This is a genomic window from Streptomyces sp. YIM 98790 (assembly GCF_011421595.1).
Lineage (GTDB): Bacteria > Actinomycetota > Actinomycetes > Streptomycetales > Streptomycetaceae > Streptomyces.
On the sequence record NZ_WTLH01000136.1, the window covers coordinates 1 to 16,777 of the forward strand.

A 16,777-nucleotide genomic window follows, 5' to 3' on the forward strand; every position below is an offset into this window, starting at 1 on the left:
CGCCCGGCGGGGACCGCGGCCCGTGCCCCGTCCCCGCCCGGGGCGCGCGCACGCACGCCGGGCGGGGACGGCCGTCCCGGGAGCACACCGGCCGCACCTGCGCGCGACCTGCCGCCCGGCCGGGACGGCCCCCGTCTCTGCGCCGGAGAGCCAAATCCGGCCAGAGGTCTTGGTAGCCCGTCCCAACGTGGAATTCAGAGCGGTGAAATACGCTTCCGGGGATTGGCTACAGGAGGAGTCGATTATGGTTGCCCCGTTCGACGCGGCGGATTTCCGGCGCACCCTCGGATACCTGCCGACCGGGGTAACGGTAATCACCACCACAGGGCCGCTGGGCGAGCCCGTCGGCATGGCGTGCAACTCCTTCACCTCGGTGTCGCTGGAGCCCCCGCTGGTGATGTTCTGCGCCGGGAACACGTCGTCGACGCTGATCGACCTCCGCAAGAGCGGTACGTTCTGCGTGAACGTCCTCGGCAGCGGCCAGGGAGAGCTGTGCCGGCAGTTCTCGGTCAAGGACATCGACCGGTTCGCCGGTGTACGGTGGCGGGACTCGCAGGCGGGTCCGGAACTGTGCGACGCGATCGCCTGGATGTCGTGTTCCATCGAGACCGAGCACGTCGCAGGCGATCACGTCATCCTCATCGCCCGGGTGACCGGGCTGCGGGCGGGCCAGGACGAGCCTGCGCCGCTGGTGTTCCACCGCGGCAGGTTCGGGTCGTTCTGCGAGACCGCCGGACCGCTCGCGGCGACGGGCGCACTGCCGCGGCCGGCGGCCGGCGGCGGCACCCGGGAACCGTAGGCGGCCCCGGAGACCGCTCGCCGCGCGGCCCGTACGGCCCGTCAGGCCGGGGAGACGTTCCGGTGCGGCCCGGAGGACCACGGCCCGGACGCCCGGGCCCCCGCCGCCCTCCGCGGCGATCCGGAGGGGCGCCGGCGCACCGGCTGGTCCTGCCCGGCCGGACCCTTTTCGCCCCCGGGCCGAAAGAGGGCTGCGGAATCCGTTGCTCCTCCCGCATACTGCTCAGCGTGGTGGAGGTCCGGCGACGGCATGCAGCCTTTCCCGCCCGTGGCATCTCCGGTCACGTGCTGAACCGGTTCCGCCGGCGACGACGGCACCAGGCCACCGCCCGTCGCCGTCACAACCGCCGCCACGACCGCCGTCGCGCCCGCGGCCGCGCACCCCCGGACACCGGCACGGCCTCCCCAGGACCTTCGGCAACCGACTCCCGAGCGGCAACCACAACGAATTGCGACTGGACTGCCGGGGAAACCCGCATGTGGCGTATGGGCACACACCCCGGTCACCAGTCGGGCGGAATATTCCTTCCCGGGCAGGCGGAAGGAATTCTGAGCGAAATTGGAGCGCCCTTGCTTCCCAAACTGGTCACCGGAAGTTTCGAAGTTTATGAGTGGTGCTTAGGCAGGGATGGCTTCACTGCCGAGGACGTCGCACACGAGTTCGGCTTCGAGCTCGACAAGAGCAAGGCGATCGTCGCCAACCTCATGGATCTCCAGCTCGTCCGGCCGTCCCGTCGCCAGGACGACTGGCTCGTCCCGGTGGACCCGGGTGTCGCCTACTCCCACGTCCTGACCCCCGGTGAGCTGGATCTGCTGGAACGGAAACTGGCAATAGGCCAGCTGCGGCACGATCTCGCGCGGCTCTCGCTGCTCTTCCGGTCGAGCAAGTTTGCCAGTGGGTATGCAAACTCGTTCGAGATCGTGAAGGTGCCCGAGGTGGTCCGGTCGCTGATGTCCGAGGCGGCGGCGAACAGTTCCCACGAGGTCGTCTGCATGCAGTCCGAGAGCGGGCAGTCGGCCGAGGAGCTGGTCGAGGCGCAGACCCGGGATCTCCAGATGCTCGGCCGGGGCGTGCGCATGCGCCTTCTGTACCAGCACGCCGCACGGTTCGACACACCGACCCGCGAGCACGCCGAGAAACTGATGGTCTCCGGTGCCGAGATACGGACGGCGGGGGCGCTCTTCGGCGAGGTCGTCATCTTCGACCGCACGACGGCATTCATCCCGTCGAGCGGGGAGGACGGCGGTGCCGTGATCGTGCAGGAGCGCTCGCTCATCGACTTTCTCTACTCCTGTTTCGAACACGTCTGGGCAACGGCGAAGAAATTCGATACCCGGCGGGCCGAGATCGATGCGATCAGCGACGACATGAAGAAGGAGATCGTCGAGATGCTGATCTCCGGGGCGAAGGACGAAGTCATCGCCCGGCGCCTGGGTGTGTCGGTCCGCACCTGCCGCAAGCACATCGGCCAGGTCATGCAGATGTTCGGCGCGACGAGCCGCTTCCAGTTCGGCTACCTGGTGTTCGACTACCTGGCGAAGGAGGCGAACCCCGGAGAGGCCGGGTAGCGCCGGCCGGTTCGGGCACCCGGCCTGTCGCCACGCGACCGAGCCCTCCCGCCGGACCGCGCCGCGGCAGGGACCGGCCGCCGTGTACCAGCGTACCCTCGGGCGCCGGCCGGGCGCCGGTCGGGTGAGCTTCCTCAAGTGGAAGTGCAGCTTGATGAGCGGGCCACGGGGTTGAGCCGGCACGGCTTCTGTTACATCCTCTGAGCTGTTGCCACAGACCAACCGCGGAGTTGTTCGCTGAACACTATGGGGGCCCGCAGTGTATTCATCCCTCGCGTTGCCGGCCGGCCGGAGCCGTGCATGACACGTTTGTGACGCCACGGCAGCGAGGTGAACCGCGCGCCAGACGGCGGGCTTGAACTCGTGAGAACCATCATCGGAGATGGCCGTGGGTTGCCCGGCGTCACGACACATGCGGCTCTGGTCTGACGGGCCATTTTTTGTGCCCGCATACCCAGGCGTGATTCTCCTCATTCGGGCAATGACTTCCGGGGATCTTTCCGAATGCAAAGCTGAGGTGATTATGGGCGGGTCTGTCGTGTGCGGCATCGGCCGGGAGCCGAAAATGCCCTGCACCGTTCAGGAACGGACAGGTGTGGTGAGCCGATGACGGACAACAGGAGTGCACCGCGGCTCGCGGTGTTCGGAGCGGGCGTGATGGGCGTCGGTATCGCGACCCTCGCCATCGGGCGGGGAGTGCCGGCCGTGCTGGTGGACATCGACCCCGCACGGCTGGACAGGGCACGCGAGCGGGTACGCGACGAGCTCCGGCTCGCGCACATGATGGGAGCCCTCCCGCGGGGCGGACCCGTCGGTGAGCTGCAGCTCGCCGAGTCCGCGGCGGCGGCGGCCGGCGCCGGCTCGGTGATCGAGGCGATCACCGAGTCCGCCGAGCTGAAGGCCAAGGTGCACCGGGAGATCGCCTCCGTGGTCGCGCCCGGCACGCTGCGGGTCACCAACACCTCCTCCATTCCGGTCGACGAGCTTGCCGGCCAGGTCCCGTCCCCCGAGGACCTGGTCGGCATCCACTTCATGAACCCGCCCTACCTGATCGGCACGCTGGAGGTCATCCGCGGGCCGCGCACCGGCGAGCGGGCGATGGCGGCCGTCCAGGATCTGCTGTCCGTCCTGGACCGGAAAGGGGTTGTGGTCGGCGACGGTCCCGGCTTCGTCACCAGCCGGGTGCTGCACCGCATGATCAACGACGCGGCGAACGTCGTCGGGGAGGGCCGGGCCACCGTCGAGGACGTCGACGCCCTGATGGAAGGCTGCCTGGGGCACCCGACGGGTCCGCTGCGGACCGCCGACCTGATCGGCATCGACAACCTCGTCGACTCCCTGACGGTGCTCCACGAGCGCACCGGGGACGACAGTTTCCGCCCGAGTGAGCTGCTGCTCCGCAAGGTCGCCGAAGGCAACCACGGCCGCAAGACCGGGCGTGGCTTCTACGAATACGAAGTCCGCTGATGGCCGGCCAGGTGGAACTGAGCGAGCGGCTGCTCGACTACGTGCGGTCGGTGTCCCTGCGCGACGACGAGATCCTGCGCGACCTGGTCGCCGAGACGGCCTTCATGCCCGCGCTGAACGCCATGGTGACCATGCCCGAGGAGGGGCAGCTGCTCGCCATGCTGGTCGGCCTGTCCGGTGCGTCCCGGGTGCTGGAGATCGGCACGTTCACCGGCTACAGCACGCTGTGCATGGCCCGGTCGCTGCCGCCCGGCGGGCGGATCGTCACCTGCGACATCAGCGAGCGCTGGACCCGGGTCGCCCGGCGGTACTGGGACCGTGCCGGGGTGTCCGACCGGATCGAGCTGCGGCTCGGGGACGGCGCGGGGACCATGGCGGACCTGCTCGCCGAGCGGGGGCCGGAGACCTTCGACCTGGTCTTCATCGACGCCGACAAGACCAGCTACGCGCGTTACTACGAGCAGGCGCTGACCCATCTGCGGCCCGGCGGCCTGGTCGTACTGGACAACACGCTCTACTTCGGGCGGGTGGCGGACCCCGAGGCCGACGATCCCGACACCCGGGCCATCCGTGAGCTCAACGCCTCGCTCGCCGCCGACCGCCGGGTGGAGCTGTCCATGCTCGTGATGGCGGACGGGATCACGCTGGCACGCAAGAACCCCGCGAGCCCCGCAGGCCGCCCGGACCCCGCACACCCCGAGAACCCCGCACACCCCGAGAACCCTGAGAACCCCGAGAACCCCGAGCACACGGTGCAGTGAGGAAGGGACGTTCCCATGACGGACTCGACAACCGAGCTGCCGGTCGCCGCCATCGAGCAGCGCATCGGCGAGTTTCTCCAGGCAAAGACCAAGGCGACCTGGGAGCCGGAGGTGGACCTGTTCGCCTCCGGCGCGGTCTCCTCGCTCTTCGCCATGGAACTGGTGGTGTTCGTGGAGAAGACGTTCGGGGTCACCGTGGAGGGCCCCGACCTCTCACGCGACAACTTCTCCTCCGTGCGGGCCATGAGCTCGCTGGTGACCCGGCTACGCGGTGGTGACGGTGCTTGACGCCCTGACCGCGCTGGTGACCGAGACGGTCGCCGACGCCGCGAGCGAGTGGGACGTCACGGGCGAGATCCCGGCCGGCGTCCTGAGGGGACTCGGCTCCAAGGGCGTGCTGTGCGCCGGGGCGAGCCCGGAGTTCGGCGGACTCGGCCTGTCCGGCATGGACAACGGCGAACTCACCGCGCACACCGGCACCCTGTGCAGCTCGCTGCGCAGCGTGATGACCTCCCAGGGCATGGCCGCGTGGACGATCCAGCGGTTCGGCGACAAGGCGCAGCGCACCGAGTACATCGGCCGGCTCACCAGCGGGGACCTGGCCGCGGTGGCGTTCAGCGAGCCCGGCGCCGGCAGCGATCTCGCCGCGATGAGCACCGCGATCCGGCGTGACGGCGAGGACATCGTCGTCGACGGCACCAAGTCCTGGATCACGGTCGCCGGCTATGCCGACTGGATCGTCGTGTTCGGCCGCTACGGGGACGGCGGCGGCGTCGCCCTGGTGCCGGCCTCCGCCCCCGGTGTCCGGGTGACGCGGGTGGCCGATCCGCTCGGCTGCCGCGCCGCCGGGCACGCCCTGGTGGAGCTCGACGGCGTGCGGCTCCCCGCGGAGAACCTGCTCGCGGTGGCCGGCCAGCCGGTCGTCCTGCTGACCACCATGGCCCTGACCTATGGCCGGCTGTCGGTCGCCTGGGGATGCGTCGGCATGCTCCGGGCCTGCCTCGCGGCCGTCGCCCGGCATGCCGGGAACCGCGAACAGTTCGGCAAACCCCTGCTGCGGCACCAGCTCGTCGCCCGGCACCTGGCCGAGCTCTACACCGCGGAACGGACGGCGACGTTCGCCTGCGAGCACGCCAGCCGCAGCTGGGACAGCGGCTCTCCGGAGCAGGTGACGGCAACCGTCCTCGCCAAGCACGTCGCGGCCGGGAACGCCGCCCGGGGCGCGGCGTCCGCCATGCAGGTGCTCGCCTCCGCGGGCGCCGCGGGCGGACACGTGGTCGAGCGGGCGTACCGCGACGCGAAGTTGATGGAAGTCATCGAGGGAAGCAACGAGATCTGTCAGCTGATGCTCGCCGAGCACGCCGCCTCGACGGCGGGTTGAGCGGTCGCACGGAACGGGAGAGCGGACATGACCGAAGCACAGCCAGTCGTGAAGTGCCTGATCTGGGACCTCGACAACACCCTGTGGAAGGGCACGCTGGTCGAGGACGGCCACGTCGAGGTCGACGACGCCGTCCGCAAGGTCGTTCTCGAACTTGACGCGCGTGGAGTGCTGCAGGCCGTGTCGAGCCGCAACGACCACGACGAGGCGTGGGCACGGCTGGAGGAGCTGGGCCTCGCCGAGTACTTCGTCCTGCCCCACATCGGCTGGGGACCGAAGTCCGAGTCGGTGCGGAGAATCGCCGAGCAGCTCAACTTCTCGCTGAAGACGATCGCCTTCATCGACGACCTGCCGACCGAACGCGCCGAGGTCTCCTACCACCTGCCGGACGTCCGGTGCTACCCGGCCGAACAGGCAGCCACCCTGCTCGACCTGCCCGAGTTCAGCCCGCCGGTGGTCACCGTCGACGCCCGCCGGCGCCGCCAGATGTACCAGGCCGGGTTCGAGCGGGACCGGGAGCGGGAGCAGTACCAGGGGGCCGACGAGGAGTTCCTGCGCTCGCTCGGCCTGGTGATGCGGATCGGGAAGGCCAGGGACGAGGAGATCACGCGGGTCGAGGAACTGACCCTGCGGACCAGCCAGATGAACGCGACCGGCGTGCACTACTCGGACGCCGCGCTGCGCGCGCTGCTGACCGACGAGCACCACGAGGTGCTGGTGGTCTCGATGGCCGACCGCTTCGGCCCGCACGGCGCGGTCGGGGTCATCCTGCTGGAGAAGACCCCGCGGGCCTGGCACATCAAACTGCTGGCGACGTCCTGCCGGGTCGTCTCCTTCGGCGCGGGCGCGGTGCTGCTGCAGTGGCTCACCGACGCCGCCGCGCGGGCCGGTGTGCACCTCGCGGCCGACTTCCGGCGCACCGAACGCAACCGGATGATGGAGGTGGCCTACCGGTTCGCCGGGTTCACCACCGCGGAATGCGCCTGTCTCGACCCGTTCTCGCCGCCCGAAGGCACCGAGTGCCTGCATCTGGAGCCGCGCCGGCAGGACCCGCCGACGACCATGCGCGTCATCGCTCCCGATCCGCAGGCCGCCGGGCGCGAAGCCGAGTGGCGGTAGGCGCGGGTTCATCGCACGGATCACATCGACCACAAAAATCTACGGGGGCCCCTTTGCAGTTCACGGTTCTTGGACCATTAGAAGTGAGGCACGACGACCAACCGATCGCGCTGGGCGGTGACCGGCGCAGAGCGACGCTCGGTCTGCTGCTGCTCAACGCCAATCAGGGGGTGGCCACCAGCAAGCTCCTCGAAGGGCTGTGGAACACCGAGGAGACGCCGGCCACGGCACGCAAGATCCTGCAGAACGCGGTGCGCGGCCTGCGCGTGATGTTCGCCCAGCACGCCCGGGCCGGTATCCGTGTGCCGGCCCTGCTGACCCGTTCGCACGGCTACCAGCTGCAGGTCGACCCGGAGCAGATCGACATGTTCCGGTTCCACCGCATGGCGCAGGCCGGCCGCGCGGAGCTGGCGGCCGGCCGTCCCGGCACCGCGGCGCACCTGCTGCGCGACGCGCTCGCGCTGTGGCGCGGCCGGGCCCTGGCCGACCTGGTGGAGGCCGGTCACTCCTGGGCGGAGCTGACCGCGCTGCAGAACGCCCGGCTGGACGTCCGGGAGGACTACTTCGAGGCCGAGCTCGCCAACGGCCGTCACCAGGCCGTCTTCGGCGAACTGGAGGCGATGGTCGAGGCCGAGCCGCTGCGCGAGCGGGCGTGCCAGCAGCTGATGCTCGCGCTGTACCGCAGCGGCCGGCAGGCCGACGCCCTCGCGGTCTACCGGCGGGTGCGGCTGCGGCTGGCCGAGCAGCTCGGTCTGGAACCCGGCCCGGAGCTGCAGATGCTGCAGCACGCGATCCTCGTGCACGACCCGTCCCTCGCGGCCCCCGCCCGCCCGGCGCGCCCGGTGATGATCACCGGGCTCGGCCGGGAGACGGAGTCCCGCCGCCGGCCGGCGCTCCGCCCGGTCCAGCTTGTCCCGCCGGCCGCCCCCGGCGGCCGGAGCCGGGTCAGCGCCGTGCTCGTCCGCGCCGACTTCGGCGCCGGCAGCCGGGTCACCGATGTCGGCGAGGCCCTGGAACGGACCGCGACGACCGTGCGCGAGGAGGTGGAGCGGCTCGGCGGCGTGGTCGCCGGGCTGACCGGTTCCGTCATGCTGGCCCTGTTCAAGCCCGCCTCGCCGCAGGAGGACGGCACCGACCAGGCCGCCGGGCGGGCGGTCCGCGCCGCGATGTCGCTGCGGCAGCGGATCTGCTTCGACCTGCCGGACGAGGAGCGGCCCGCGCTGCGCATGGCGGTGTCGACGGGCGAGATCCCCGTCCGCCCCGGCGCCAAGGTCCTGGAACCGCTGCCCGTCAACGGCGCGCTGCTCGTCGACTGCGAGTCCCTGCTCCAGTTCGCCGAGGACACGGAGATCGTGGTGTGCGACCGCACCAGGAAACTGACCGGCTCGGCCGTGCGGTACGGCCGGGAGGGCGGCCTGCGTCCCCGGTGGACGGTCAAGGGATGGTTCCGCGACCCCTTCGCCCACCCGGAGGTCTTCGACCGCGAGCCCGAACTGGGTGTGCTGAGCAGCCTGCTGGAGCGGGTCCGCCGCCGCGCCCGGCCGCACCTGGTCCTGGTGCTGGGCGCCCCGGGCATCGGGAAGACACCGCTGCTCGACGCGTTCGAACGCCGCGTGGAGAACGCGGCGACCGTGCGGCTCGACCCTCTCGGACCGCTGACCACGCCGAATGTGACCGAGCTCGCCGAGCACCGGCCCCTGGTGGTGTTCGCCGACGACCTGCACCTGGCCGACAACGCGGTGCTGGAGACCGTCGAGGACCTGCTGAACCCGCCGGACCCGATGCCGCTGCTGGTGGTCGCCGCGGCCCGGCCGGAACTGTTCCGCAGGCACCCGGGATGGGGCGCCCGCCAGCGCCACGCCAGCCGGATGACCCTCGAACCGGTGACGCTGGACCCGCTCGCCGGAGCGGCGGAGGAGTCCGGCCTGCTGAGGCTCTGCCATGCCGCCGGGTGACCCGGGACCCGTCCGTTGGTCCCGGGAGCCAGATTCGCCGCCCGGTACGGGGTTCTCGAACCCGGCTGCCCACCGCCCCTGCACGGTTGACTGGCCCAGTTGAGAACTCGGCCGGAGGAGTGACGAGACGATGGAGAACGAGGCCAGACTGCGGAACTACCTCAAGCAGGCGGTCGGGGAGCTGCAGGACACGCGCGAGCGGCTCCAGGCACTGGAGCGGGCCGCCGCCGAGCCGATCGCGATCGTCGGCATGGCCTGCCGCTACCCGGGAGGCGTGGTCTCGCCCGACGGATTATGGGAGCTGGTGACCGAGGGCCGGGACGCGATCGGGGATTTCCCCGCCGACCGCGGCTGGGACATCGCCGGCCGGTACGACCCGGACCCCGGCGTGCCGGGCAGCTTCTACGCCCGCGGCGGTGGCTTCCTGTACGACGCTGCCGAGTTCGACGCCGAGTTCTTCGGCATCTCGCCGCGGGAGGCGCTGGCGATGGACCCGCAGCAGCGGCTGCTGCTGGAGACCTCGTGGGAGGCGCTGGAGCGGACCGGGACGGACCCGCAGCTTCTCCGGGGCAGCGACACCGGCGTCTTCGTCGGGCTGATGAGCCACGGCGGCCAGCGCTACGGCCTCGGCGCGGAGGAGTCCGGGCAGGGCGGTGACGGGTTCGGCGGCACCGGCAGCGCGGCCAGCGTCGCCTCCGGCCGGATCGCCTACCTGCTCGGCCTGGAGGGGCCGGCCCTGACGGTCGACACCGCGTGCTCCTCGTCGCTGGTGACGATGCACCTGGCGAGCCGGGCGCTGCGGACCCGGGAGTGCTCGCTGGCGCTGGCCGGCGGCGCGGCCGTCATGCCGACCCTGGACACGTTCGTGGAGTTCTCGCGGCAGCGCGGGCTGGCGCCGGACGGCCGGTGCAAGGCGTTCTCGGCCGCGGCGGACGGCACCGGGTGGTCCGAGGGCGTCGGCATGCTGGTGCTGGAACGGCTCTCCGACGCCCGGCGCCTCGGGCACCCGGTGCTCGCGGTGATCCGGGGCAGCGCGGTGAACTCCGACGGCGCCTCCAACGGCCTGACCGCGCCCAACGGGCCGTCCCAGCAGCGGGTCATCCGCCAGGCACTGGCCGACGCGGGACTCGCCCCCGCCGACGTGGACGCCGTGGACGCGCACGGCACCGGCACCCGGCTCGGCGACCCGATCGAGGCACAGGCGCTGCTGGCCACCTACGGCAGCGAACGGCCGGCGGACCGGCCGCTGTGGCTGGGCGCGCTCAAGTCCAACATCGGGCACACCCAGGCCGCCGCCGGGGTCGGTGCGGTGATCAAGATGGTGCAGGCGATCCGGCACGGCCTGCTGCCCAGGACCCTGCACGCCGACGAGCCGACGCCCGCGGTGGACTGGACATCGGGCGCGGTGGAGCTGCTGACCGAGGCGCGGGAGTGGCCCCGGACGGACCGGCCGCGCCGGGCCGCCGTGTCCGCGTTCGGAATCAGCGGCACCAACGCACACGTGATCATCGAGCAGGCCCCGCCCGAGTCCGTGGCCGAGCCGGGGACGGAGCCGGAGCCGGGCCCGGGGACGGAGCCGGGGACGGAGCGGGGGAGGGAACCGGAGACCGGGGCGGAGCCCCGGCCCGGGCGGGAGCCGCAGCACGGGCACACCGCGGTGCCGCTGCTGCTGTCCGCCTCCTCGCCCACGGCGCTCGCGGCCAGGGCGCGGCAACTGCACACCCACCTGACGGACCGCCCGGTCGCCCCCGTGGCCGCCGCGCTGGCCACCCGCGCGCCACGGCTGGCCCACCGCGCCGCGGTGACGGGCGGCGACCCGCTGGCGGGACTGCAGGCGATCGCCGAGGGCCGGCCGTCCCCGGACGTCCTGCTCGGCACCGCCCGCCCGCGCGGCAAGACGGTCTTCGTGTTCCCCGGCCAGGGCTCCCAGTGGTCCGGAATGGCACTCGCCCTGCACCGCGAGTCGGAGGTCTTCCGCGAGCAGCTGGACGCCTGCGCCGAGGCCCTCGCACCCCATGCCGACTGGAACCTCCTCGACGCGCTGGCCGGGCCGCTGGAACGGGTCGACGTGGTCCAGCCGGCCCTGTGGGCGGTCATGATCTCGGTCGCCGCGCTGTGGCAGCACCACGGCGTGGCCCCCGACGCGGTGATCGGCCACTCCCAGGGCGAGATCGCCGCCGCCCACGTCGCCGGCGCGCTGTCGCTCGCGGACTCCGCGGCCGTCGTCGCCTCCCGCAGCAAGGCCATCACCCGGCTGTCCGGCACCGGCGGCATGGCGTCCCTCCAGCTCCCGGAGGCCGAGACCGCGCAACGGATCAAGCGGTACGGCGGCGCGGTGGAGGTCGCCGCGGTCAACGGGCCCGCCAGCACGGTCGTGTCCGGCACACCCGGCGAACTGGCCGACCTGGTCGCCTCCTGCGAGGCCGACGGGATCCGGGCACGGACCATCCCGGTGGACTACGCCTCGCACTCGGAGCATGTCGAGGACCTGCGCGACGAGATCGTCACGGCCCTGGCCGGCATCGAACCCCGGCCCGCCCGGGTGCCGTTCCACTCCACGGTCACCGGCGGCTTCCTGGACGGCACGGAGCTGGATGCCGGGTACTGGTTCCGCAACCTGCGCCGCACCGTCGGCTTCGCCGCGGGCACCCGCGCCCTGCTCGACCAGGGGCACCGGGTGTTCGTCGAGGTCAGTGCGCACCCCGTGCTCACCACCGCGATCGGCGCGACGGCCGAGGACGCGGAGATCGACGACGCGGTCGTACTGGAGTCGCTGCGCCGGGACGACGGCGGCCCGGACCGCTTCCGCACCGCACTGGCCAGGGCCCACGTGAACGGTACCGGCATCGACTGGCGGATACCGCCCGTCACGGCGGACCTGCCCACCTACCCGTTCCAGCGCCGGCGCTACTGGCTGGAGGAGCCCGTCGCGGCCGGCGACACCGGGGCCCTGGGCCTGCGCCCGGCGGACCACCCGCTGCTCGGCGCGGCGCTGCGCACGGCGGACGGGGAAGGGACCGTCCTCACCGGGCGGCTCTCGCGCACCACGCAGCCGTGGCTGGCCGGCCACGGGCTCGGCGGCACGGTGCTGCTGCCCGGCGCGGCCCTGGCCGAGCTGGCCCTCCACGCCGGGGACCAGGTCGGATGCGGTCATCTGGCCGAGCTGACCCTGCACGCACCGGTCGTCCTCGACGCCGACCTGGACCTGCAGGTGCTGCTCGGCGCGGACACCGGCGACGGGCGGCCGGTGAGCGTGCACACCAGCCCCGCCGGGAAGGACGACTGGACCCGGCACGCGACGGGTGTGCTGACCTCCCAGGAGCCCGCGGCACCCGGCGACCTGGCCGAGTGGCCGCCGCCCGGCGCCGCCGCCGTGCCGGTCGACGGCTTCTACGAGGCCCTGGCCGACCGCGGCTACTCCTACGGCCCCGCCTTCCGCGGCGTGCACGCCGCATGGCGGGACGGGGACGTGATCTACGCATCGGTCGCGCTGCCGGAGGACCAGGACGTCTCCGGCTACGGGCTGCACCCCGCGCTGCTGGACGCGTCGCTGCACGCGGCCGGCCTGGACGGCGCGGACGGTGCGGACGGCCCGGACGGCCTGCGGATGCCGTTCGGCTGGACCGACGTGCACCTGTACGCCACCGGCGCCAGGACGCTCCGGGTGCGGATGTCCCCGGCCGGGCCGGACGCGGTCACCCTGCTCCTGGCCGACGAGGCCGGGCAGCCGGTGGCGACGGTGGGCCGGCTGGCACTGCGGCCGGTCGACGCCGGCGCGCTCGGCCGGACGCGCGCGGACCTCTCGGCGCTGTTCGGCCTCGACCTGGAACCGGTCGAACTGCCGGAGCCGCCCGCGGAGCAGGGCTGGGTCACGCTCCCGGCGGACGGCCAGGACCGCCCGGACTCCCTGGCGTCGGCGACCGCCGCCCTGTGGACCTGCCCCTCCGGCGAGCTGGAGGACGTCGTCGACCGCACCCTGCACGTGGTGCGGGAGTGGCTCGCGGACGACCGGCTCGCCGGCGTCCCGCTCGTCGTGCTCACCCGCACCGACGAGCTCGCGCACCGCGCGGTGGCCGGGCTGCTCCGCACCGCCCGGACGGAACACCCCGGCCGGATCCGCCACATCGACGCCGACGACCATCCGCACACCCGGCGCGCGCTGCCCGCCGCGATGGCCGCCGGCCATCCGGAACTCGTCATCCGCGGGGGCTCCGGCGCGGTGCCGCGGCTCGTCCGGGCCTCCACGGCCCCGGCGCTGGCCGCACCCGCGGAGCAGCCCTGGCGGCTGTCCCTGACCTACCGCGGCGAACTCGACGGAATGGCGCTCACCGCCTGCCCGGAGGCGCTGCGTCCGCTGGAGGCGGGCGAGGTGCGGATCGCGGTGCGGGCCGGGGGCCTGAACTTCAAGGCCGTGCTGCTGGAGCTCGGCATGGTGCCGCGGGACGACTGGTCCTCGCTGGGCGAGGGCGCCGGCATCGTGCTGGAGACCGGCGCCGGGGTCACCGGCCTGGCCCCCGGAGACCGGGTGATGGGCCTGTTCACCGGCGGCCTGGGCACGGTCACGGTCTCCGACCGCAGGCTCGTCGTCCCGATGCCGAAGCGCATGTCGTTCGCGCAGGCCGCCGGCGTTCCGGTGGTGTACCTGACGGCCTACTACGGCCTGGCGGACCTGGCCGGACTGCGGGAGGGCGAGTCGGTGCTGGTGCACGCCGCGACCGGCGGTGTGGGTTTCGCGGCCCTGCAGCTCGCCCGGCACTGGGGCGCCGAGGTGTTCGCCACCGCCAGCTCCGGCAAACGGGAGGTGCTGCGCGCCTGGGACTTCGACGACGGCCACCTCGCCGACTCCCGCAGCCTGGGCTACGCCGGGCACTTCGGGAGGACCACCGGCGGCCGCGGCGTGGACGTGGTGCTCAACGCGCTCGCCCACGAGCACGTCGAGGAGTCGCTGGCCCTGCTGCCCCGCGGCGGGCGGTTCGTGGAGATGGGCAAGACCGACATCCGTGACCCCGAGGAGATCGCCGCCCGGTACCCCGGCGTGTCCTACCGGGCGTTCGACGTGATGGAGGCCGGATTCGAGCGCCTCGGCGAGATGCTGGAGGAGATCCGGGTCCTGTTCGACGAGGGCGCGCTGCGGCCCACGCCGCTGACCACGTTCCCCGTGCACCGCGCGCCGGAGGCGTTCAGGTACCTCAGCCAGGCACGGCACGTCGGCAAGATCGTCCTGACCCTGCCCGCCCCGCTCGACCCGGACGGCACCGTGCTGGTCACCGGCGGGACGGGGGTGCTCGGCGGGCTCGTCGCCCGCCACCTGGTCTCGGAGCACGGCGTGCGGCGGCTGCTGCTGGCCAGCCGGAGCGGCCCGGCGGCCGACGGCGCCACGGAGCTGGCCGCCGAGCTGCGCGCGGCCGGCGCCGAGGTCTCGGTGGTGGCCTGCGATGTCGCGGACCGGGAGTCCGTGGCCGAACTGGTCAGCTCCGCGCACCGGCTGACCGGGGTGGTGCACGCGGCCGGAGTGCTGTCCGACGGCGTGCTGGAGGCCCTGACCCGGGAGGACCTCGACACCGTGCTGCGCACCAAGGCGCGGTCGGCGTGGCACCTGCACGAGCTGACCCAGGATCACGACCTCTCGCTGTTCGTGCTGTTCTCCTCGGCCGCCGGGGTGCTGGGCAACGCGGGCCAGGGCGGGTACGCCGCGGCGAACGCGTTCCTCGACGGTCTCGCGGAGCACCGGCGCGGGCTGGGACTGCCCGCCACCTCGATCGCCTGGGGCCTGTGGGAGCGGGTGAGCGCGATGACCGGCCACATGAGCGGGACCGACCGGGAACGGCTGGCCCGCATGGGCCTGGGCGCGATCACCGACGAACAGGGCCTGGCCCTGCTCGATGCCGCACTCGGCCTGCACCGTCCGGTCGCGCTGGCGGTGCCGGTCGACGTGGCCCGGCTGCGGGAGAGCGGCCGGCCGGTGCCCGAGCTGCTGTCCGCGCTGGACCCGGCCGCGCCGGCCCGGCGGCGGGCGGTGTCGCCGGCGGCGGCCGCGAGCCAGGCGGACCGGCTCGTCGGGCTGCCCGCACGGCAGCGGCGCAAGGAACTGCTGCAGCTGGTGCGGGAGTCCGCCGCGGTGGTGCTCGGGCACAGCACGGCCGCGGCGGTCGACGCCGACAGCGCCTTCAAGGAGCTCGGGTTCGACTCGCTGACCGCGGTGGAACTGCGCAACCGGCTGGGCAACGGCACGGGGCTGCGGCTGCCGCCGACGATCGTGTTCGACCACCCGACCCCGGCCGAGCTCGCCGGATACCTGGACGAACTGCTGGTGCCCACCGAGGAGACAACCGTGCGGTCGGTCATGACGGAACTCGACCGGCTCGCCGTGGCAGAGCTTGACGAGAACGAGCGGGGCCTGCTCACCGAGCGGCTGCAGACGCTGCTGTCACGGCTGTCGGCGCCCGCCGGTGCAGAGGAGGAGCGGGACCTGACCGCCGCCTCCGACGACGAGCTTTTCGACTTCATCGACGGCGAACTCGGTTCCGCCTGATCTCGCCCATACGCACGGAAGGGGCTGCCCGGGATGTCCAACGAGCAGAAGCTTCGAGAGTATCTGAGGCGGGTCACGACGGACCTGCAGCGAGCACAGCGGGAGCTGCGCGACGCCGAGGCCGCCGCCCGCGAGCCGATTGCCATCGTCGGCATCGCCAGCCGGTTCCCCGGCGACGCCCGCACCCCCGAGGAGCTGTGGGAACTCGTCCGGGACGGCCGGGAGGCCCTCACCGAGTTCCCGGAGGACCGCGGCTGGGACCTCGACCGGCTCTCCGACCCTGATCCCGGCACGCCGGGCACCACCTACCTGACGCGGGGCGGCTTCCTCTCCGACGCCGGGGGGTTCGACGCCGAGTTCTTCGGGATCTCGCCGCGGGAGGCCCTCGCGATGGACCCGCAGCAGCGGCTGCTGCTGGAGACCTCCTGGGAGGCCCTGGAGAACGCGCGCATCGACCCCGCGTCGCTGCGGGGCAGCACGGGCGGCGTGTTCGTCGGCGTGATCCCGCAGGAGTACATGCCGCGCGCCGGCGAGACCCCCGAGGAACTGGAGGGCTTCGTCCTCACCGGCGGCACCACCAGCGTGGCCTCGGGCCGCATCTCCTACGTGCTCGGCCTGGTGGGGCCGACGGTGACACTGGACACGGCCTGCTCCTCCTCGCTGGTGTCGATCCACCTGGCGGAGCAGGCCCTGCGGGGCGGGGAGTGCGACCTCGCCCTGGCGGGCGGCGCCACCGTGATGGCCGGCCCCAGCGTGTTCGTGGAGTTCTCCCGGCAGCGGGGGCTGGCGCCGGACGGGCGGTGCAAGGCGTTCGCGGCGGCCGCGGACGGCACCGGCTTCTCCGAGGGCGTGGGCGTGCTGGTGCTGGCGCGGCTGTCGGAGGCCCGGCGGCGCGGGCTGCCGGTGCTGGCGGTGATCCGGGGCAGCGCGGTGAACTCCGACGGCGCCTCCAACGGCCTGACCGCACCCAACGGCCCGTCCCAGGAACGGGTGATCCGCCAGGCGCTGGCCAACGCCCGGCTCTCCGCCGCCGAGATCGATGTGGTGGAGGCGCACGGGACAGGGACGACGCTGGGTGATCCGATCGAGGCGCAGGCGCTGCTGGCGACCTATGGCCGGTCCCGGCCGGAGGGCCGGCCGCTGCTGCTGGGCTCGCTGAAGTCGAACATCGGGCACACCCAGGGCGCGGCCGGGG

The 16,777-nt window shown here is 72.9% G+C and carries 10 protein-coding genes; all 10 read left to right on the forward strand.

Annotated elements, in window-relative coordinates; genetic code table 11:
• The first annotated feature begins 187 nt into the window (after positions 1–187).
• Positions 188–799: a flavin reductase family protein gene (locus GQS09_RS20195; RefSeq protein WP_313896238.1), complete on the forward strand. Its 612-nt coding sequence runs from the start codon at positions 188–190 to the stop codon at positions 797–799.
• Between the two features lie 569 nt (positions 800–1,368).
• On the forward strand, positions 1,369–2,367 hold the full coding sequence (locus tag GQS09_RS20200; RefSeq protein ID WP_165988307.1) for a LuxR C-terminal-related transcriptional regulator: 999 nt from the start codon (positions 1,369–1,371) through the stop codon (positions 2,365–2,367).
• Positions 2,368–2,973: 606 nt separating this feature from the next.
• Positions 2,974–3,834 (forward strand): 3-hydroxyacyl-CoA dehydrogenase family protein, encoded by an 861-nt coding sequence (locus tag GQS09_RS20205; RefSeq protein ID WP_165988309.1) that lies wholly within the window; start codon positions 2,974–2,976, stop codon positions 3,832–3,834.
• A complete protein-coding gene (locus tag GQS09_RS20210) occupies positions 3,834–4,595 on the forward strand; it encodes an O-methyltransferase (RefSeq protein ID WP_243761599.1) in 762 nt (253 codons plus the stop codon). The genes GQS09_RS20205 and GQS09_RS20210 overlap by 1 nt, the downstream gene beginning before the upstream one ends.
• Before the next feature lie 15 nt (positions 4,596–4,610).
• A complete protein-coding gene (locus GQS09_RS20215) occupies positions 4,611–4,883 on the forward strand; it encodes an acyl carrier protein (RefSeq protein ID WP_165988311.1) in 273 nt (90 codons plus the stop codon).
• Positions 4,867–5,976, forward strand: a complete 1,110-nt coding sequence (locus GQS09_RS20220; RefSeq protein WP_165988313.1) for an acyl-CoA dehydrogenase family protein — start codon at positions 4,867–4,869, stop codon at positions 5,974–5,976. Before GQS09_RS20215 ends, GQS09_RS20220 begins: the two co-directional genes overlap by 17 nt.
• Positions 5,977–6,003: 27 nt before the next feature.
• Positions 6,004–7,095, forward strand: coding sequence for an HAD family hydrolase (locus GQS09_RS20225; protein ID WP_165988315.1), 1,092 nt, complete (start codon positions 6,004–6,006; stop codon positions 7,093–7,095).
• An 83-nt stretch (positions 7,096–7,178) separates the two neighbouring features.
• A complete protein-coding gene (locus GQS09_RS20230; RefSeq protein ID WP_165988342.1) occupies positions 7,179–9,050 on the forward strand; it encodes a BTAD domain-containing putative transcriptional regulator in 1,872 nt (623 codons plus the stop codon).
• A gap of 181 nt (positions 9,051–9,231) precedes the next feature.
• Complete coding sequence (locus GQS09_RS20235; protein WP_399552568.1) at positions 9,232–15,582, forward strand: type I polyketide synthase; 6,351 nt, start codon at positions 9,232–9,234, stop codon at positions 15,580–15,582.
• Between the two features lie 33 nt (positions 15,583–15,615).
• The coding region (locus GQS09_RS20240) for a beta-ketoacyl synthase N-terminal-like domain-containing protein (protein WP_207958061.1) at positions 15,616–16,777 on the forward strand (1,162 nt) is incomplete at its 3' end.

What these genes read in the sequence shown, in the direction of transcription:
- GQS09_RS20215 (WP_165988311.1), top strand. Translation starts at nt 4,611, where the DNA reads ATGACGGACTCGACAACCGAGCTGCCGGTCGCCGCCATCGAGCAGCGC.
- GQS09_RS20205 (WP_165988309.1), top strand. Translation starts at nt 2,974, where the DNA reads ATGACGGACAACAGGAGTGCACCGCGGCTCGCGGTGTTCGGAGCGGGC.
- GQS09_RS20225 (WP_165988315.1), top strand. Translation starts at nt 6,004, where the DNA reads ATGACCGAAGCACAGCCAGTCGTGAAGTGCCTGATCTGGGACCTCGAC.
- GQS09_RS20210 (WP_243761599.1), top strand. Translation starts at nt 3,834, where the DNA reads ATGGCCGGCCAGGTGGAACTGAGCGAGCGGCTGCTCGACTACGTGCGG.